Genomic DNA, 20,021 nt, shown 5'->3' on the forward strand with positions numbered 1-20,021 from the left:
GCCGCCGCCGATGCCAGGCGATCCAATAGAGCATCAGGGCAAGGCCGATCAGCAGCCCTGAGCCAAAAGCCGCAATGAGGTGGCCCGTCGTCATGACGGAGTGCGCGTCGGGGGCGTCGGGATGGGGCCGGACATCACAATGCCGACCCGAAGAGGAGACCAATTTCGGCGGCCAGGGGTTTTGGCCGCTGCGGCAGCGCAGACGATCAGGCGGGCGCTCGGGACGTTGCCGTCATTGCCCTCCAGCGCGCCGGCACCGAGCCAGCGGATACGCGACACCAGCTGGGGCTCGGGGTGAAGGTGGAACTTCGTCATCGCCGCATTCGCCTTTTTCCGCACCGCCGCTACGCTCACCCGCGTGGCATCGGCGCTGGGGAAAATCCTAGGGGAGCGACCACCGGCACCCCATACGTAGTTCCCGCGGGCACGCCCTCGCCCTTGTCGGGCGGATGATGATGACCTTGGCTCGCGCTTGCGCGATCTGGCGCGGCAGCACCGGCGGTACGGCGATCGGCGGCTGGACATCCTGCTCCGGCGGGGCAGCATCACGACCAAGCCCACGAAAACGCGGCGGCGCGCCCGCGAGCAAGGTCTGACGGCGCGTCGCGGGAAGGGAAGAAGGCGCGCCGTCGACGCGCGGGGGTCGGCCTCGGTGCTGGCTCTGCCCAGAAAGACCGATGACCAGACGGTCGGCGTGTCTCGCTGGACCTCGGACCGTGACTTCATTGGGCTTCGGTGCCCGGTAAAGCTCCGACACCTGCGTATCGCCAGATCTACACTCGAATGCAAAAATCGCTGCAGCCGGGCTCTTCGCCTACGGTACACCTTGTCCAAGGGCCGCACCGTATCCCCCGGACCATCCGCCCCCCAGCGCCTGGACCAAAGCCGCAGCGGTCGTCTGGCGGTCCGCGCGGATCTGGATCAGCGCGCGGCGCGCGGCGAACGCCGTCGCCTGCGCGGTGACGACGTCCGAATAGACGACGATCCCCGACTGATACTGGAAACGGACCGCCGCCTCGCTGCGATCGGCGGCGACCGAAGCGGTGGTGAGCAACTTTTCCTGCCGCGCAAGGATCGCGGTCGCGGCGAGATTGTCCTGCACCGCCTGGAACGCGGTGAGCGTCACCTGGCGATAATTGGCGACCGCGGCGTCATAGGCCGCGCGACTGCCCGCGACACGTGCACGGCGCGCGCCGCCATCGAAGATCGTCTGCGCGAGCGACGCCCCGACCGACCAGAGCGAGGAGGCCGAGCTGAACAGGCTCGACAAAGTATCGCTGTTGAAACCCCCGCTCCCGCTGAGGCTGAGCGACGGGAAGAAGGCGGCGCGATCGACGCCGATCTGCGCGTTGGCGGCGGCGACCAACCGCTCGGCCGAGGCGATGTCGGGGCGGCGTTCGAGCAGCGTCGAGGGGACCTCTACCGGTACGTTCGGGATCACCGGCTTCCAGTCGGCGACGGCAGGCAAGGTGAAGGCTGCGGCATTCTCGCCGATCAGCGTCGCGATCGCATCCTCGAGCTGCGCGCGCGTGCGCTTTTCGCCCTCGAGGTCGGATTGCGCCGAGGCGAGTTGCGACTGGCCCTGGAACACGTCGCTATGCGCGACGATCCCGGCATTGTAGCGGTTGGTGGCGATCGTCAGCGAGCGCTGGTACGCCGCGACGGTCGCCGCCAGGCTGACGATCTGCGCATCGGATGCACGCAGCCCGAGATAGTTGGTCACCAATTCGCCATCGAGCGCGAGTTGCGCCGAGGCGAGATCGGCGCCGCGCGACTGTTCGGTGAAGCGTTGGTTGGCGACCGTGTTGCGGATTTCGCCGAACAGATCCGGCGCCCAGCTGGCGGAAAGCCCCGCATTGTAGCTGGTCGAGGCGCGCGACCCCGCTGCCGAGGTCACCCCGTTGGTGACGATCGTACGCGATCCGCCCGACGCCGAATGCGTCACCGATCCGGTCGCTGATACCGTCGGGAACAGGCTTGCGCGCGCTTCGCGGGTGAGCGCGCGGGCCTGGCGATAGGTCGCCTCGGCCTGGGCGAGCGTCTGGTTGTGCGCATGCGCGCGGACCACGAGCTCGTCGAGCGTCGTATCGCCAAAGTCCTTCCACCACTCGCCGCGCGGCGCGCCATCGGCGGGGGCGGCGGGCTGCCAGCCGTCGACCGGCTTCCACTGCGTCGCATCGGGGCTGGTCGGACGCGCATAGGGCGGCGCGAGCGAGCAGCCGGCAAGCGCGACGCTAGCGAGGAGAGCGGACCAGGAGCGGATCGGTTTCATGCGGGAAGCTCGCGAAGGGTACCGCGTCGAGCGGCACGGAGGGCGGTTCGGCGGCGGCGATTGGCCAGGCCATCGAGGCAAACATAGATGACCGGCGTCGTGATCAGCGTGAGCACCTGGCTCGCGATCAGCCCGCCGATGATGACGATGCCGAGCGGCTGGCGCAGCTCCGCCCCCTCGCCGAAGCCGATCGCGAGCGGCAGCGCGCCGAGCGCGGCGGCGATCGTCGTCATCAGGATCGGGCGGAAGCGGAGCAGGCTCGCCTCGCGCGCCGCCGCCTCGGCGCTGATCCCGCGCGTGCGCTGCGCGTGGATCGCGAAGTCGATGATGAGAATGGCGTTCTTCTTGACGATGCCGAGCAGCAGGAAGACACCGATCAGCGCGATGATCGAGAAATCGAGCTTGAACAGCATCAGCGCGAGCACCGCCCCCACCCCCGCCGCGGGCAGCGTCGAGAGCACGGTGAGCGGGTGGATCAGGCTTTCGTAGAGGATGCCGAGCACGATGTAGATCGTCACCAGCGCGGCGAGGATCAGCAGCAGCTGGCCGCTCTGCGTATCCTTGAAGGTCGCCGCCGAGCCCGAGAATTTGCCATGCACCGTGGTCGGCATGCCGATCTGCGCCTCGGCATCGCTGATCGCCGCCTGCGCATCGGACAAAGCGACGCCCGGCGCGAGATCGAACGAGAGCGTGGTCGAGACTTCGGTGCCGTCATGGTTGACGCTCGCCGCGGTGGCGGCCTGGCCGATCGAGGCGATCGCGTCGAGCGGCACCATCGTGCGCGGCGTGTTGCTGAGCGCGGACCCGGTCGAGGGGCTGCGCAGCGCCGGGTTGGTCGCGACCGCGGCGGTCGCGGTCGCGGCGGTCTTGCCCGCCGTCCCCGTGCCGGTCGCGGCGACACCGGTGGCGCTGGTCGTCGCGACCGTCGCCGTCGTCGTGACGTTGAGCGCGGTCGCATTGGGCCCGGTCGCGATCACCGCATCGGCATTCGCGGGAACACGCACGTCGGTCAGCGCGTGCGGGCCGGTGGTCATGTCCTGCGGCCAGCCGAGGATGACGCTGTACTGGTTGATATCCTCATAGATGTTGGCGACGCTGCGCTGACCGAAGGCGTCGTACAGCGCATTGTCGACGTCGCGCGAACTGATCCCGAGCCTCGCCGCACTGTCGCGATCGATCGTCAGGAAGCTCTCGACGCCATTCTCGCTATAGTCGCTGTCGACGTTCGCGAGCTTCTTGTTGGCCTGCAGCGCATCGTTGAGCTTCTTCGACCAGGTCTTGAGCGCGGCGGTGCTGTCGGCGACGAGCGTATATTGATAGGAGGAATTGCCCTGCCGCGCGCCGATCCGCAGGTCCTGCACCGGTGCGAGGAACAGCCGGATACCGGCGATCGGCTGGAGCTTGCGCTGTAGCCGCGCGATGATCTCGGGCTCGGCGACGCCGTGCCGCTGACCGACGGGTTTCAACGCCACCATCATGAACGCGCTGCCCGCGCGATTGCCCCCGGTGAAGCCGATCACCGATTGCACCGCGCGGTCCTTGTGGATGATGCCGACGACCTGGTTGAGCTTCACCTGCATGTCCTGGAACGACACGCTCTGGTCGGCGCGCACCCCCGCCATCAGCAGCGGCGATTGCTGCTGCGGGAAGAAGCCCTTGGGCACGACGACATAGAGATAGGCGGTCAGCGCGAGCACGCCGACGAACAGCACGAGCACCAGCGGCTTCATCGCCAGCGCCCAGTCGAGCGCCTTTTCATAGACGCGCTCGACGCGCTGATAGCCGCGCTCGAGCCCGCGCGCGACGCGGCCCGGCTGCTTGACGGTGTCGCCCTCGCGCGGCCGGGGTTTGAGGAACCAGGCGCACAGCATGGGCGTGGTGGTGAGCGACAGCACGAGGCTGATCAGCACCGCCGCCGACAGCGTCACCGCGAATTCGCGGAACAGCCGCCCGACGATCCCGCCCATGAACAGCAAGGGGATGAACACCGCGACGAGGCTGACGCTGATCGACAGCACGGTGAAGCCGACCTCGGCCGCGCCGCGCAAGGCGGCATCGATCCGCCCCATCCCCTCCTCGAGATGCCGAGTGGTATTCTCGAGCACGACGATCGCGTCATCGACGACGAAGCCAGTCGCTACCGTGATCGCCATCAGCGAGAGGTTGTTGAGCGAGAAGCCGAGGAAATACATCACCCCGAAGGTGCCGAGCAGCGACACCACCGTCGCCACCGCCGGGATCATCGTCGAGCGCACGTCGCGCAGGAAAGCGAAGACGACGACGATCACCAGGACGAGCGCGATCAGCACGGTGATCTCGATTTCGCGCAGCGAGGCGCGGATCGAATTGGTGCGGTCCATCGCCACGTCGAGCTTGATGTCGGGCGGCAATTGCGCGCGCAAAGCCGGCAGCTCGGCGTTGATCTTGTCCACCATCTGGATGAGGTTGGCGCCGGGCTGCTGGGTGATATTGACGATGATCGCGCGCTTGCCGTTGTAGAGCCCGAGCGTGCGCGTATCGGCGACGCTGTCGCTGACCGTCGCGATGTCGCCCAGCCGCACCGCCGAGCTTCCTCGCCACGCCACCACCAGCGGGCGATAGTCGGCGGCGGTCTTGCCCGCGGCATTGGTGTAGATCTGCCACGAGCGGCCGTCCTTGCCCGAGATCAGCCCCTTGGGCCGGTTGGCGTTCGACGCCTCGATCGCGGCGCGGACATCCTCCATCGAGATGCCGTAGGAGTTGAGCTCGAGCGGATTGACCGCGACGCGCACCGCCGGCAGCGACCCGCCGCCCAGCTCGACATCGCCGACGCCCTGGATCTGCGCCATGCGCTGCTGGATGATGTTCGACACCGCGTCGTAGATCTGCCCGGCGGTGCGCGTGTCCGAGGTGAGCGCGAGCGTCACCACCGGCTGGCTCGCCGGGTTGACCTTGCGATAGGTCGGGTTCTGCCGCAGCGTCGCGGGCAGGTCGACGCGCGACGCGCTGATCGCCGCCTGGACCTCGCGCGCGGCGGTGTCGATGTTCTTCGACAGGTCGAACTGCAGCGAGATCCGCGTCGAGCCGAGCGAGCTTTGCGAGGTCATCTCGTTGACCCCGGCGATCGTCGCGAGCCGCCGTTCTAGCGGCGTCGCGATGCTCTGTGCCATCACGTCGGGGCTCGCGCCGGCAAGGCTCGCCGAGACGCTGATCACCGGGAAATCGACCTGCGGCAGCGGCGCCACCGGCAGCGAGAAGAACGCTGCGATCCCGGCGAGCGCAAGCCCGATCGTCAGCAGGACCGTCGCGATCGGCCGCCGGATGAAGGGCGCTGAAAGGTTCACGCAGTCACCGTCACGGGTGCGCTTCGGCTTCGGGGCCGACGTTGGGGGATTTGTACGCTCCCCAGCCGCGCCGCGCGAAGGCCTGCTGCGCGCGATCGAAATAGAGATAGATCACCGGCGTGGTGAACACCGTCAGCAACTGGCTGACGAGCAGCCCGCCGAAGATCGCGATACCGAGCGGCCGGCGCAATTCCGCCCCCTCGCCGCTGCCGAGCATCAGCGGCACCGCCGAGAAGAGCGCGGCGAGGGTCGTCATCAGGATCGGGCGGAAGCGCAGGATCGCCGCCTGGCGGATCGCCTCGAACGGTGCGAGCCCTTCGTCGCGCTCGGCGGCGATCGCGAAGTCGATCATCATGATCGCGTTCTTCTTGACGATGCCGATCAGCAGCACGATCCCGATGATCCCGATCACGTCGAGATCATGCCCCGTGATCCACAGCGCGAACAGCGCGCCGACCGCCGCCGAGGGCAAGGTCGACAGGATCGTCAGCGGGTGGATGAAGCTCTCATAGAGCACGCCGAGCACGATATAGACGCAGACGATCGCCGCGAGGATCAGGTACAATTGGTTCGACAGCGACGACGAGAAGGCCCCAGCCGCACCCAGGAAGCTGGTCGAGACGCCGGTCTTGAGCTTCAGGTCGGTGATCTTCGCCTGCACCGCATTCACCGCGGTGCCAAGCGAGACGCCCGGCGCGGTATCGAAGCCGATCGTCGCCGCCGGGAATTGCGCGACGTGATTGACCTGCAGCGGCGAGGTCCCCGCCTTGATCGTCGCGATCGCGCTGAGCGGCGTCGCGCCACCTGAGGCCTGGACGTGGAGCAGCCCGAGCGAGGCGGGGTCGGTCAGCAGGCCCGGCGCCGCTTCGAGGATCACGCGATATTGCGTCGTCTCGGTGAAGATCGTCGAGACGATCCGCTGGCCGAACGCCGAATAGAGCGCATCGTCGACGCTCGACGCGGTGATGTTGAGCCGCGCCGCCGAATCGCGATCGATATTGATATACGCCGCCTGCCCTTGCGCGCCGGCGTCGGTGGTGACGTTGCGCACCTTCGACACCGATTGCAGCGCCGCGGCGATACGCTTGGCCTCGGCATTGACGTCGGCGGTGTTCGATCCTTCGACCGAGAAGCGAAACTGCGTCGGCCCGCTCTCGGCGTCGATCGTCAGGTCCTGCGTCGGCTGGAGGTAGAGCGTGACGCCGGGGATGCGGTCGACCGCATCCTTGAGCCGCTGCATGACATCGGCCTGCGCGCCGTGGCTTTCCTTGAGGTTGATGAACATGCTGCCCGAATTGAGCGTGGCGTTGTCCGACCCATCGACCCCGACGAACGACGACAGCGAAGCGACCGATCCGTCCTGCAATATCGCCTTCGCCGCCTGCGCCTGGAGCGAGGCCATCTTGTCGTACGACACGCTCGTCGAGGCGATCAGCCGCGCCTGGAGCTGGCCGGTATCCTGCGTCGGGAACAGCCCCTTGGGGATGACGAGATAGAGCAACACGGTCAGCGCGAAAGTCGCGATCGCCACCATCAGCGTGGCGAAGCGACGGTCGAGCACATAGCCGAGCCCGCGCTCGTAATGATGCTCGACCCAGCCGAAGGCGGCGGCCGAACGCTCGGCGATGCGGCTCTTCTTCTCGTCCGCGGGGCGCTTCAACCAGCGCGCCGACAGCATCGGCGTCAGCGTCAGCGACACCACCGCCGAGATCAGGATCGTGATCGCGAGCGTCACCGCGAATTCGCGGAACAGCCGCCCGACGATATCGCCCATGAACAGCAGCGGGATCAGCACAGCGATCAGCGAGACGGTGAGCGAGATGATCGTGAAGCCGATCTCGGATGCGCCCTGCAACGCCGCCTCGAACGGCTCCATTCCCTCCTCGATATGGCGCTGGATATTCTCGATCATCACGATCGCATCGTCGACGACGAAGCCGGTCGCGATCGTCAGTGCCATCAGCGAGAGGTTATCGAGGCTGTAGTGGAGCAGATACATCACCCCGCACGTGCCGATCAGCGAGATCGGCACCGCGAGCCCGGCAACGAGCGTCGCGCGCGCCGAGTGCAGGAAGAAGAAGATCACCAGCACTACGAGCACGACCGCGAGCACGAGCTCGAACTCGACATCGCTGACCGAGGCGCGGATGCCCGTCGTGCGGTCGGCGAGCGTCGTCGCCTTGAGGCCCGCAGGCAGGCTCTTGAGCAGCACGGGGAGCTGCGCCTTGATCGCGTCGGTCGTCTGGATGACGTTCGCGCCGGGCTGGCGCTGGACGTTGAGGATGATCGCGGGCGTCGTGTTGGCGAGCGCGCCCAGCCGCGCATTCTCCGCGCCCTCGGACACTTGCGCGACGTCGGACAGGCGCACCGGCGCGCCGTTAGCGTAGCTGACGATCAGCGTCTTGTAATCCTCGACGCTCTCGAGCTGGTCGTTGGCGTTGATCTGGTACGAGCGGTTGGGCCCGTCGAAGCTGCCCTTGGCGCTATTGGCGTTGGCATTGTCGATCGCGGTGCGCAGCTGCGACAGCGACAGGCCATAGCTCGCCAGCGCCTGCGTATCGGCGCGGATCCGCATCGCGGGCTTCTGCCCGCCGGCGAGCGAGACGAGCCCGACGCCGCTGATCTGGCTGATCTTCTGCGCGAGCCGCGTGTCGACGATCGACTGGACCTGCGTCAGCGGCATCGTGTCCGAGCTGATCGCGATCGTCAGGATCGGCGCGTCGGCCGGGTTGACCTTGGCATAGACCGGCGGCGCGGGGAGATCGGCCGGGAGCAGCGCGGAGGACGCGTTGATCGCCGCCTGGACTTCTTGCTCGGCGACGTCGAGCCCCTCCGAAAGCCCAAATTGCAGCGTGATGACCGAGGCGCCCGCGGTGCTGGTCGAGGCCATGCGCGACAGGCCCGGCATCTCGCCGAACTGGCGTTCGAGCGGGGCGGTCACCGTCTGGCTCATCACCTCGGGGCTGCCGCCGGGATAGAGCGTCGTCACCTCGATCGTCGGGTAATCGACCTCGGGCAGCGCCGAGAGCGACAGCATGCGGAAGCCGACGAAGCCGGCCAGCACGATGCCGATCATCAGCAGCGCGGTCGCGACGGGACGCAGGATGAAGATGCGGGACGGGCTCATCGCGCTGCCGCTCAGCCGCCCTGCCCGCCGCGCCTGCGCCGCCCGCCGCCGGCACCGCGCGCGGCCGGCTTGTCGCCCGGCAGCGCGACCTTGGCGCCTTCGCTCAACCGGTCGCCGCCATCGGTGACGACGGTGTCGCCGAGTTTCAGGCCGGTGAGGATCTGCACCTTGTCGGCGCTCGTGACCCCAGTGGTGACCTTGCGCTGCGTGACGGTGCGGTCACCTTTCAGCAGCCAGACGAACGCGCTGTCCTGCCCCGAACGGACCGCCGCGGGGGGAATGGTGATCGCCTGGCGCGCGGTATTGACCGTCAGCCGCACGTTGACGAACTGGTTCGGGTAGAGCTGGTTGGCGGGATTGGCGAAGCGCGCCTTGCCCTTGATCGTCCCCGTCGAGGTATCGACCTGATTGTCGAGCGTCGAGAAGCGCCCCTGGTCGAGCGTATGCGTGCGCGTCCGGTCGAGCGCGACCGCGGGGATCTCGGCCCCTTGCGCGATCCGCTGGGCGATCACCGGCGCCTGGTCCTGCGGCACCGCGAACGCGACGTCGATCGGCTGGAGCGTCGTCACCACGGCGATACCATTGGTATCGCCCGCGCCGATATAATTGCCGATATCGACGACGCGCAGGCCCACGCGCCCCGACACCGGCGAGAGCACGCGCGTGAAGCCGAGGTTGATCTGCGCCTGCTGCACCGCGCCCTGGTCGATCGCGATCGTGCCCTGGAGCTGCTTGGCGGTCGCCGCCTGCGTATCGACGTCCTGCCGCGCGATCGAATCCTGCCCGAGCAGGGTGTTGTAGCGGCTGAGCTGGACGCGCGCATTGGCGAGCTGCGCCTGATCGCGGATCAGCGCGCCCTTCGCCTGCAGCAGCGCCGCCTGGTACGGCCGCGGATCGATGATCGCGAGCACCTCGCCCTTCTTGACGAGCTGCCCCTCGGCATAGAGCAATTTGGTGATCGTGCCCGAGACCTGCGGGCGGATCGTCACCGTCGCGGCGGGGGTGACGGTGCCGAGCGCCTCGATCACCACCGGCAGATCGGCCGCGCTCGCCTTGACGGTCGCGACCGTCGTCGGCTGCCCGCCGCCGCCCGGGCCGCCGCGCCCGCCGCCGCCGCCGCCGCGTCGACCGCCGCCCGCGCCTCCGGCGTCCGAACCGGAATGCGACAGCCACACCGCGAACAGGATGAGCAGCAGCAAGCCGCCCAGCCCGGCGATCCAACTGAGCGTCCGACCCCGCCTGCCCATCCGGCGCGTCGTCGCGGGGATTGGCGCGTAGGGCGTGGTATCGGTCTCGAACTCGGGCATGGAAGGCTTCCGCAACAATCTGTAACGTCTTCGGCCTTGGCGGGCCGGTTGTGTCAATCATTCAATTGTCGCAAATCTTGCCGATCGGCGGGCGTGCGCCTCGCCGGCGATGCGAAAGCGGGATCGCGGTCAGGACCTTCAGCCGGCATGGCGCCGCGTCGGTTAGCTGACTCTCGCCATGCGATTGACCTAGAAGCCGACAGCGGCAGCGCCTACGCCGCTTCCTGCCTCCTGACGCGTGTTCATATAGCGCTTCGCTGCACGCGGTGATGACCCATTGTCGGTCATTTCCGGGCTATTTTCAGCATCTGAATCGTACAATCATACCCTTCGGCTCATTGCCGAAGTCGCCAGTCGCCGAATGTTGAAAGAACGTAGCCGCGAGTGGAACTCAGGCCCCGATCCTTTCCGATCCGTCAGCACGCGTTTGATCGGAGCTCCACGACAAAGGTCGTCGCGGCCGCATCGACAAGGTCCAGCCGGCCGCCGGACTTTTCAATCAGCGAACGGGCGATAGCGAGGCCCAGGCCGGTCCCGCCCGTCTCGCGCTTGGTCGTGAAGAACGGTTCGAACAAGCGCTGACGATCGGCCGGGGCGATGCCGGGGCCGTCGTCGCTCACGCGTATGGTGAGCGCCCCCGGAACGACGGAGGTGCTCACCCGGATAGCGCTCGCCCCGGCCTGCCGACTGTTATCGAACAGCGTCGTCATCACCGCTTCGAGGGTTTCGGCCGGGCAGATAACCGCAGGCATGGCGTGCGGCAGCGACACGACCAACCCGGCTTCGCGGACGATGTCGGCCACCCGCGCGATGATCGGAAGCGGATCGATCGATGCGACCGCGCCGGGCTCCGCCATGTCGGCGCGGGCCAGATCGAGCAGCCGCGTTACCAGCAATGTCAGCCGATCGACATCGGCATCGGCGTTGGCGAGGAAGCGATCGCGATCCCCGGCCGTCATGTCGGGATGATCGTGCAACAGCTCGAGCGCACCGCGAATTCCTGCGAGCGGGGTCTTGAACTCGTGGCTCACCGAATGCGCGAAATCGCGCAGATAGTGCGAGCGGTGCTCGATTGCCGCCGCCATCGCCGCGAAATCCGCATACAGGCCCTGGATCTCGAGCGCCGCTGTGGTGGGAATGTCGGGCACGCGACCATGCCCGCTCGCCACCGCGCGCGTGGCGATCCCCAGTTGCTGGATCGGCCGCGTAACGCCGCGCGAGATGATGCCGCTGAGCACGACGAGCGCGAGGAAGATCGCCACGATGCCGATCGCGATCTTCCAGCGATCTTCGTACAGCCCCTTGAACAGCGACCGCGCCGAGCGCGAGAGCAGCAGGACGCCGACCACTTTGCCATCCACCACGATCGGTCGAGCATGATGGACGCGGATCGCGGCCGCGCGCGAGAGCCACTCGAAACGGTAGGTGGCGCGGTACGCCCCGTTGCGCCGCAAGACCGTCATCGGTCGCCCGCGCAACGCCCCAGCCACTTCGGGCAGGTGCACATACCCGCCCGCACCGTGCCCCTCACTGGCGAGACGGCCGGCGCGATCCAGCAGGAGGATCGACGCGCGCGTCGTTGCGCGCGTCGCAGCAATGATCGGCGCGAGCCGGATCGATGCGGCTGCGGCGTCGCGCGCTACCGGCTGGGCGGGCTCGGCTGCGGGGCGCTCGGGCAATATCGGAGTGGTGCTGAGATCGATCGCGCTCGTGGTCGAGCGGTCCTCGCCTCGGTCAGCGGCAAGACTCGGTGCGGTCGTCGCGCCAGGCCATCCCGCCTCCGCCGTCGCCGCAAGCGCCGCGCCTTGCGCGACGAGTTCGGCCTCGGTCTGGCGCACCAGCGTGTTTTCATAGACGCGCAGGAACACCGCGCCGAAGCCCGGCAGCGCCGCCACGACGAACAGCGTCGCAAAGACGATCGTGCGTAGCCGCATCTGCGGCCAATGGCGCTTCGCCCAACGCTTGGTCGAAGCGATCACGCTCCCGCGCACGCCCCGAGGCGATAACCGATGCCGGCGCGCGTCTCGATCACGTCGCCGCCACCCTCCCGCGCGAATTTGGCGCGCAGGTTGCGGACATGGCTGTCGATCGTCCGATCGGTAATCGCAAAACCCGGCCCGTGCAGCCGGTCGATGATCGCATCGCGGCTGAACACCTTTGCCGGCATCGACACGAGCAGCCGCAGGATCTGGAACTCGGTAACGGTGAGCGGCACATCGGTTCGATCCCACAGCGCCCGCCATCCATCGAGGTCGAGTCGCAACCGCCCCTGCGCGAGATCGCGGCCGGTCTCGACGCTCGGCGCGTGCGCCGCGGTGCGCCGCAGGATCGCCATCACGCGCGCCACCACTTCGCGCGGCGAGAACGGCTTTACGACATAATCGTCGGCGCCGAGCTCGATGCCGAGCACACGGTCGATCTCGTCGTCGCGGCTCGACAGGAACAGGATCGGGACCGGACTTTCGGCGCGCAGGCGACGGCACACCTCGAGCCCGTCCATCCGCGGCATGTTGATGTCGAGCACCACCAAATCGGGCGCGCGCTCGGACGCCAGCGCGAGCGCCGCCTCGCCGTCGCTCGCCTCGATCGTTTCTAAACCGGCCTTGTCGAGCGCGAAGACGAGCAGCTGGCGGATATGGGGATCGTCGTCGACGATGAGGATCATGCGGGGCATGGGACACAGGATCATTGTTGCGGCCCTTTCGTCAACGGCGGTGGTGCCGGGGGCGCAGCGGGCGGCGGCGGCGGCGGCACGATCGAACCGTCGCAGCCGCGACCGTTGGGTGCCGGGCGAAGCGCTGGGGAGCGTTTGCCGGCGATTGCTTCGGCGGCGCTCAGACGTCGCGCGCCGCGCGGCGTCCAGCTGCGCCAATGGCCTTGCCGAAGCAGCAGGTCGTTTTGTGCATTCCAGCGCAACCAGCCGAGCCGCTCGCGCAAGGCCGGGTCGCGCGCGTGCCGTTCGAGCCCTGCGAGAGACACCAGCGCCGACGGTCCCAGTCGCCCGAGATAGCAGAGATCGAGCTGCGGCCCGGAGCGGCCGCGCTGCAGCGCGACGCGAGTGTTCCAAGCCGCCGCCGTCGCGCCGAGATCGACCACGCTCGCCGTCACGATCACTGCCGCCGCCGCCAGGGCGTTCGCGTTGATCAGCCACGCGGCCGAGCGATCGGCGCGGAGTCGCCAGCCGATCAGCGCAAGCCCGACCGCCACCAGCCCCATCCAGGCCAGAGCAGCGAGGCGGAGTTCGGTCATCCCATAGGCGTCGACATAGTCGAGCGTGCGTAGCGCGCTCGAGGCGACGAGCAGCACGTTCTGCGCAATCCATAGCATCACGAGCGCACGGACGCTTGGTGTTGCGGCACCTGGACTACCCGGTCGCATCGCCACCATCACGAAGGCGCCCGCCAGAAGCGCGGTGACGATCAGCGCATAGGCACCGCGATGTGCATAGTCCGCCAGAGTGACGCCAGCCGGGAGCGGCGCCCCGCTCCAGAGAAACGCGATGTCGAGCCCGTTCTGCAGTGCGAACACCACGTTGAAGGTGACGAGCGCCAACGTCAGCGTCGCCGCTCCGGGCTCGTACGCGATCAGCGGGGCACGCGTCGCGGTGCGAGACATTCGCGTTACGGCACTGCTCGGGCGCAGGCTCGGCCACACCGCGATGACAACGAGGCCCGCCAGCACGCTGCGCCACACGACGGTCCAGGCATCGGGCAGCGCGATCTCTGCAAGGACGGTCTCGATGAGCGGATTGGCACTGGCAAAGAGGGCAAGGAAGACCGCACCGCCGCCAACGGGAAGGAGGAGCAGGCGTATGACCGCGCGGACACTCATTGTTCCCCGCAGGCCGCGTTGACCCGCGGCACTAAGCCGGGCGGCGTCGCGAAAGGGCGAGACCAACCCGGTCGCCGCATGCACGACGAGGCGGCGAGCCCAGATCGAGGCCTCGTCGAAACCGCGACGCGGCAACACCGCCGCCAGCGATAGCGCCACCCAGAACGAAACCCAGCCTATCACGCTCGGATCGTCGACCAGCACGCCGACCAGCGCCACGGCGATGACAAGCGCGATCCTGGCAGCGGTCCCGCGCGTCACCGCGCGCTGGGTCAATGCGAGCGCCGCGGACCAGGCGAGCGCGAATGCCCCCAGCGCAGCGCCGAGCCTCGATCCGTCGAACAGGATCTGACACGCGATCAGCAGCGCGCCGGTGGCCATTGCCTTGGCAAGGACACCGGTTTGAAATTGTCGAGCAAGCGTCATTGCAGTCTCCCGTTCGTCGGGAGCACCTTTGACCGCGCCATGTGTCGATCAGAGAGGTCGGACCGGGGTCATCGCGTGCGCAAACGATGCAGATCGCGTGCAGAGACGGAGCGCGCGCCTTCTGGCGCTGCCGGCGCGGTGCCGGAATACCCCATACCCGCATTCGGCGCGCTGAGGCCAAGCGAGCCCCGCGGCACGCGCGTGGCAGCAGAATCAGGAAACTGCGCTCGATCCTGGCCAGGGATCCCGACTGGTCGCTCGGCGCAAGCGCGATGCATTCCCGGCGTTTGGGCACACCGCCCTGCGAGGGATCACCAGCGCGGAAGAGCTAGCGAAAGTGCGCAATCAAACAGGCGCAGGTCACCGCATCCGCATGAAGACGGCGAGGGCGTTGCGGGCACTGTCGGCAAACCGGTCGTAGATCACGCGTGCGACCGCAGCGATGCCAGGCTGCCGATCGCGACCGCCTCGCGCGAACACCGCGACGGCCACGCGGTGGCCGTCGGGCATGGTAATGAACCCGACATCGTTCGTGACACCGTCGAGCGTGCCCGTCTTGTCCTCCACCAACGTACCGGTGGGAAGCAGCGCGCGGATACGGCGCGTGCCGGTCTGGCATCGCCGCATCAGGTCGAAAAGATAGGCGCTGCTTTGCGGCGTCAGAACGGTGCCGTTGGTCAATTTGTACAACAAAGCAACCATGGCGGTCGGCGTGGCGACATCCTTGCTGTCGGCCAGGTGGCCGCGCTCGCGGAGCAGTTGGGCTATGGTGCGGTCGACCCGGATGCCGGTGATCGCGTGCGACGACAGCCACTGCTGGACCGTGACCGGTCCGCCAACCGCGGCAAGCAGCTGGTCGGCCGCCTGATTGTCGCTGCGGACGATCATCAGCTCGAGCACCTTCGCGGCGGGACGGGCGGCAATCGTCTCGTCGAGGCGGCGTCGGCCTTGATCGACCTCGGCAAGGTAGGCGGCGGCGATGGCGAGCTTGACCGTACTGGCCATCGGAAACGGCGTGTTGCCATTGATGGCGACGCTCGAGCCATCGCGAAGGTCGAGCGCGGCGATGCCATATTCCCCCGAGCGCTCCGCCACCAGCCGGCTCAGCTCGCGCTCGAGCCCGATGAGCTCCGGAGAACTTGCCGCGGCAGGCGCCGGAACGAGCAAGCTTGCGGCGAGACCGGAGAGCAGCAGGCGGGACAGCAGAGGCACGCGCATCGATACTCCTTGAGCTTTGTCGTTAAGCGGCTTGGCGCATTCTAAACCGACAAGACTGAACACGCGGTGTGTGCGTGCCGGTGAACTGCGAGTAGCTGACGGTGCCGGAGCCAGTCCATGGTTAAACCGTTGCCCAACCTCGGTCTCACCCGAATTTTCGCGCCAGCCGCCGCGCTTTCACGCGATAGGCGGCAGAGCATGCTCGCTCGACATGGCAAAAGAACGACAGAGGCGGTGGGGCTGACACGAGCGACCTGGGAGCGTCTGACCAGCGCGTCACCCGCATGCACCGCCCTGGGGTGCTCACGACGATAAAAACCCCAGATAACCGATGCAGTCGGCGGCGACGGGGTGTAGGGCAGCGCTCATGATACAGCCCCATCGCAAGACCCGTCTATTGTACCGCCACACATCGAGCGCGACGCGCTGCCTCGCTTTGGCGGCCCTGTTCGTTGCACCGCCCGCCATGGCGCAGGATGCGCCACCGGCCACCGATCTGCCGATGCCTGCGCCGATCGTCCAGCCAGTGCCGTCCGCCCCGTTGCCGCACCTGAGCCCGGCCCAAGCCAACGCGCTCGCGCTTCTGCTGCGTAAAGACATCGTGGCGCAGGGTCTCGCCGACACGGAGTCGGGCGAGACCCTCGACAATGACAGCCTTGTCCGAGCCGCGCTGGATCATGCCCATGCCGTTCATGCCGGGCGGCTTGCGGAAGCCGATTTCGATCGCAACTGGGCGATGCGCCCTGCGGCATACGACCCGCTGCCGGCCTTCAAGGACGCGGTCGAGCACGACCGTCTGGCCGCCTGGATCGCGTCGCTGCCACCGCCTTACGCAGGCTATGATGCGCTGGTCACCGCGCTTGCGCGGTATCGGGCGATCGCGGCGGCGGGTGGCTGGGAGTCGCTCACCGCAGGCGCCGACCTGACGCTCGGCAACACCGGCGCGCGCGTTTCCGCGCTGCGTCAGCGCCTCGCGCTCGAAGATCCGCAAGTGACGCCGTCGGGAGATCGCTTCGACGCCGCGCTCGTCGAGGCCGTCCGTCGCGCGCAACGGCGCTACGGGCTCAATCCGACGGGGATCGCCGCCGCGCAGACGCTCGCCGCGCTCAACGTGCCGGTCGATGCGCGGCTTCGCCAGATCAAGGCCAACATGGAACGCTGGCGCTGGCTGCCGCCCGAACTCGAGAAGAACCGCGTCCAGGTGAACATCGCCGCGGCCGTGCTGACGCTGTTCGACGGCGACGTGCCGGTCATGTCGATGAAGGCGGTGACCGGGCGCCCCGGCGCCGAGACGCCGATGCTGACCTCGCAGATCCACAGCATCGTGCTCAATCCGCCATGGAACGTGCCATCGACGATCGCGGCGCGCGAGCTGTGGCCCAAGGAGAAGGCGCACCCCGGCTATTTCGCGCGCAACGGATTCCGGGTGATCGATACCGGCGACGGCGGCAAGCGGCTTCAGCAGGCCTCCGACCATAGTGCGCTGGGCAAGTACAAGTTCGATTTCGCCAACCCGTTCGCCGTCTATTTGCACGACACGCCCGCCCAGGCAGGGTTCGCGCGCTTCGATCGTTTGGCGAGCCATGGCTGCGTCCGGCTCGAAAAGCCCGGTGACCTCGCGAAGCGGCTGCTCGACGCCACGCCCGAATGGCCCGCGGACACGATCGATGCGACGGTGTCCGAAGGCAAGACGGTGCGCGCGAAGCTGGCGGCGCCCGTTGCGGTCTATCTGCTGTACTGGACGGCGTTTGCGACCGCGAACGGTCAGGTCAGTTTCCGCAATGACCCCTATGCGTGGGACGGAGCGCTGGCGACCAAGATTGCGGCACGGTCCGCGCGGCAGGCGCTTGCGGCGCGCTGAGGAGATGACGACGATGACCTACAAATTCCCGCTCGCCTTCACGGCGCTGCTGCTGATCGCCGGCCTCGGCGCTTGCTCGCAATCGAGCGAGGCGCCGTCGCACGGCGACAACTATTTCGATACGCGCACCGAACCGACCGACGAAGTCACGCCGGTGGCGCCAGAGACCCGCGCGCCCGACCCCGAACCGACCCCGACCGCCGATACCAACACGACGGCTGCGGTGCCGGAAAAGGCGCCCGCGGCGGCGCCAGACGAACAGTTGATGGACGACGCCTCCGCCACCGGCATGACGGCACGCACGACGCGCGGCGATCAGACAAACCAGGCCGCTCCGGCTGAGCAGACCGAGAACAACTAGCACGGGTGGCGATGTGCCGATCAGCTGAACTGGGGGACTGAACCTCACTATAGGGCGGCGGGCCAGTCACCAAACGTCATCCGCGGCGCCTGCCGGGCTTCCGCCAGCGACCGATTATGCTAGGGTTGGTGCGATCGAAGTCGCCAATGACGGCAGAGACAATCACGCCGCGATCGACGGGCATGGCGGCACTTCGTCGGTCGGTGCGCAGTCCCCGGTCGGCCGCCCGGCGGCCTTGGTCTACGCGTCCGAACGGTCGCAGCCCGCGATTCTGGCCGGCGTGCGCTCGGGCCCTGGATCATCGATCGCTGGCGCCCACATCCCGGTCGCGTGCTCGACCTGAGCGCGAGCATAATACTGAAAACGGGCGACTCCAGGCGTGCCGGCCCGTGTCGCCCCCCCGCACGCGGAGCCACGCTACCGGTAGCGTACCTCGAGCAGGTCCAGCTCGCGCACCAGTCTGGCCGCAAGCTCGCTGCCTAGGCCGCGCTCGCGGGCGATCGCCATGATCTCCGCACGCTCGGCGCGGACCGCGGCAAGTCGAAGCTCGCGCTCGATCCCTTCGTTCGCGCGCGCCACCTGGCTGGCGTCGCTACCCGCGCTGAGGCCCTCGATCCGCTCGCGATAGCCGTCCATGATGCGCGCGCCGGCAGCGGCGTAGACGTCCGCGTCGTTGCGTCCTTCGGCAAGCGCATGCTGCACGCGCTCGATCGTCTTGATCGCGGCTTCCGCGGCGGCGACGCGCGCCATGTCCTCCGCGGCCTGTTGCGAAGGCTCGGGCGGCATGGTCAGTCCCCGCAGCAGGAGCGGCAGGCCGATGCTCGCCAGGACGAGCGAGCTCAGGATGACGCCGGTCGCCAGAAAGATCGCGAGCTCGCGTCCCGGGAAGGGCGTACCGTTGCCCATCACCATCGGCAGCGTCAGCACGCCCGCGAGCGTGATCGCACCGCGCACCCCGGCGAACGACATGGCGGCGACCAGCCGCCACGGTGGGCTCGAGCCAGTCTCGCGTCCCGGCGCGCGGCGGAGCAGCGTGATCCGGAACGACACCCACACCCAGCCGAAGCGCAACGCGGCAAGCCCCGCCATGATCGCCGCGACGTACAGGGCCAGCCACCACGGACTGGCATGGCCGGTCAGCGCGACGGTCTGGTCGAGCCCCGACAGGATCTCGGGCAATTGCTCGCCGAGCAGCACGAAGATCATGCCGTTGGCCGCGAACTGGATCGTGTCCCACACCGAGTTGCGCCGCATCCGCGTGACCGCCAGCGCTTGCCGAGAAATCTCGGCGAAGCTCATCGTCACGCCCGCCGCGACCGCCGCGAGGATGCCCGACGCATGGACATGCTCGGCGATCAGATAGGCGCCGAACGGGATCAGCACGCTGATCAGGATCTGCGAGCCCGTCTCCTCGCCGAAGCGCCGCGACACCCACGCCTTGGTGCGCGTCACCGCGAGCGTCAGCGCGACGCCGACGAAGATCCCCGCCCCCGCCATCCAGAGGAAGTTCAACGCCGCCCCGGTCGCCGAGAAGCTGCCCGTCAGCGCCGCCGCGATCGCGACGCGCAGGCACACCAGGCCCGATGCGTCGTTGAGCAGCGACTCGCCTTCGAGAATGTGCATCATCCGCTTGGGGATCGGCACGCGCGCGGCGATCGCCGACACCGCGATCGGGTCGGTCGGCGAGATGACCGCCGCCAGCGCGAAGGCGACGGCAAGCGGCATCGCCGGAATCATCCAGTGGATCAGGAACCCCATGCCGACAACGGTCAGCAGGACCAGGCCCAGCGCCAACTCGAAGACGGTCGACAGATCCTTGAACAGCGCGTCCTTGGGGATGCGCCAGCCATCGAGAAACAGCAGCGGCGGCAGGAACAGCAGCATGAACAGCTCGGGATCGAGCGCGACGCGCAAATGCGTGGCGAGCCCCACGACGAACCCCAGCGCGATCTGCACCAGCGGCGTCGGCACCGCCACCGGCAGCATCCGCGAGACGGCGCCACTGACGACGACCGCCAGCAACAAGACCAACACAATCGATACGGATTCCAAGCCTGCGCTCCTGTATGGCCCACCGCCACGGCAGGGCGTGTAGCACGTCCTTTGCTCTTAGGCCGAGACGGGTTGGCGGGCATATTGGGGACGCCCGACTAGCGGATCATGCTGGCAAAGTCGCCACCTCCAGGTCGAGTGAGCCTTGCGCACGTTCCTCGCTGGAGAATTTGAAAAGCGAACCATTCCCTAATTCCCGCCCCCTCCGGGGCGCCGGTCAAAAGGACCTCAGTGGCAGCGACG

At 67.9% G+C, this 20,021-nt stretch carries 12 protein-coding genes; 2 read left to right on the plus strand and 10 right to left on the minus strand.

The features are described 5' to 3' along the window. Nucleotides 1–90: 90 nt before the first annotated feature. The 9 genes from EAH76_RS02755 to EAH76_RS02795 all read right to left on the minus strand — a co-directional run bounded on the left by EAH76_RS02755 (nt 91) and on the right by EAH76_RS02795 (nt 15,504). The gene (locus EAH76_RS02755; RefSeq protein ID WP_140847747.1) at nt 91–315 is read right to left on the minus strand and encodes a hypothetical protein; all 225 of its coding nucleotides are present in this window, start codon (nt 313–315) and stop codon (nt 91–93) included. Between the two features lie 499 nt (nt 316–814). Further along, entirely contained in the window at nt 815–2,272 is a 1,458-nt protein-coding gene (locus EAH76_RS02760) for an efflux transporter outer membrane subunit (protein WP_140847750.1), read from the minus strand. Then, a complete protein-coding gene (locus EAH76_RS02765; RefSeq protein WP_140847754.1) occupies nt 2,269–5,595 on the minus strand; it encodes an efflux RND transporter permease subunit in 3,327 nt (1,108 codons plus the stop codon). Before EAH76_RS02765 ends, EAH76_RS02760 begins: the two co-directional genes overlap by 4 nt. Nucleotides 5,596–5,605: 10 nt before the next feature. Further along, entirely contained in the window at nt 5,606–8,722 is a 3,117-nt protein-coding gene (locus EAH76_RS02770) for an efflux RND transporter permease subunit (RefSeq protein ID WP_140847757.1), read from the minus strand. 11 nt (nt 8,723–8,733) lie between these two features. Further along, entirely contained in the window at nt 8,734–10,029 is a 1,296-nt protein-coding gene (locus EAH76_RS02775; RefSeq protein WP_140847760.1) for an efflux RND transporter periplasmic adaptor subunit, read from the minus strand. A 416-nt stretch (nt 10,030–10,445) separates the two neighbouring features. Then, nucleotides 10,446–12,008, minus strand: coding sequence for a sensor histidine kinase (locus tag EAH76_RS02780; protein ID WP_140847763.1), 1,563 nt, complete (start codon nt 12,006–12,008; stop codon nt 10,446–10,448). After that, a complete protein-coding gene (locus EAH76_RS02785) occupies nt 12,005–12,703 on the minus strand; it encodes a response regulator transcription factor (RefSeq protein ID WP_241659510.1) in 699 nt (232 codons plus the stop codon). The genes EAH76_RS02780 and EAH76_RS02785 overlap by 4 nt, the downstream gene beginning before the upstream one ends. 11 nt (nt 12,704–12,714) lie before the next feature. Then, nucleotides 12,715–14,286 carry a DUF4153 domain-containing protein gene (locus EAH76_RS02790; RefSeq protein ID WP_140847769.1) on the minus strand — a complete coding sequence of 524 codons (1,572 nt, stop codon included), beginning with the start codon at nt 14,284–14,286 and terminating at the stop codon, nt 12,715–12,717. A 360-nt stretch (nt 14,287–14,646) separates the two neighbouring features. Further along, the gene (locus EAH76_RS02795; protein WP_140847772.1) at nt 14,647–15,504 is read right to left on the minus strand and encodes a serine hydrolase; all 858 of its coding nucleotides are present in this window, start codon (nt 15,502–15,504) and stop codon (nt 14,647–14,649) included. Nucleotides 15,505–15,970: 466 nt separating this feature from the next. On the opposite strand from EAH76_RS02795, the gene EAH76_RS02800 reads away from it, so the two are divergent. Then, nucleotides 15,971–17,365: a L,D-transpeptidase family protein gene (locus tag EAH76_RS02800; RefSeq protein WP_170207997.1), complete on the plus strand. Its 1,395-nt coding sequence runs from the start codon at nt 15,971–15,973 to the stop codon at nt 17,363–17,365. A 13-nt stretch (nt 17,366–17,378) separates the two neighbouring features. Further along, entirely contained in the window at nt 17,379–17,726 is a 348-nt protein-coding gene (locus EAH76_RS02805; RefSeq protein WP_140847778.1) for a hypothetical protein, read from the plus strand. Between the two features lie 417 nt (nt 17,727–18,143). Here the strand turns inward: EAH76_RS02805 and EAH76_RS02810 are convergent, their stop codons facing one another. After that, nucleotides 18,144–19,778, minus strand: a complete 1,635-nt coding sequence (locus EAH76_RS02810; protein ID WP_194150932.1) for a Na+/H+ antiporter — start codon at nt 19,776–19,778, stop codon at nt 18,144–18,146. Between the last annotated feature and the right edge of the window lie 243 nt (nt 19,779–20,021).

The sequence above is a fragment of the Sphingomonas glacialis genome, assembly GCF_006439055.1.
Lineage (GTDB): Bacteria > Pseudomonadota > Alphaproteobacteria > Sphingomonadales > Sphingomonadaceae > Sphingomonas > Sphingomonas glacialis_A.

Excerpts from the sequence above, each read along its gene's own strand:
- EAH76_RS02755 (WP_140847747.1), bottom strand. The coding sequence starts at position 315 with ATGACGAAGTTCCACCTTCACCCCGAGCCCCAGCTGGTGTCGCGTATC.
- EAH76_RS02760 (WP_140847750.1), bottom strand. The coding sequence starts at position 2,272 with ATGAAACCGATCCGCTCCTGGTCCGCTCTCCTCGCTAGCGTCGCGCTT.
- EAH76_RS02770 (WP_140847757.1), bottom strand. The coding sequence starts at position 8,722 with ATGAGCCCGTCCCGCATCTTCATCCTGCGTCCCGTCGCGACCGCGCTG.
- EAH76_RS02775 (WP_140847760.1), bottom strand. The coding sequence starts at position 10,029 with ATGCCCGAGTTCGAGACCGATACCACGCCCTACGCGCCAATCCCCGCG.
- EAH76_RS02785 (WP_241659510.1), bottom strand. The coding sequence starts at position 12,703 with ATGCCCCGCATGATCCTCATCGTCGACGACGATCCCCATATCCGCCAG.
- EAH76_RS02790 (WP_140847769.1), bottom strand. The coding sequence starts at position 14,286 with ATGACGCTTGCTCGACAATTTCAAACCGGTGTCCTTGCCAAGGCAATG.
- EAH76_RS02795 (WP_140847772.1), bottom strand. The coding sequence starts at position 15,504 with ATGCGCGTGCCTCTGCTGTCCCGCCTGCTGCTCTCCGGTCTCGCCGCA.
- EAH76_RS02800 (WP_170207997.1), top strand. The coding sequence starts at position 15,971 with ATGGCGCAGGATGCGCCACCGGCCACCGATCTGCCGATGCCTGCGCCG.
- EAH76_RS02805 (WP_140847778.1), top strand. The coding sequence starts at position 17,379 with ATGACCTACAAATTCCCGCTCGCCTTCACGGCGCTGCTGCTGATCGCC.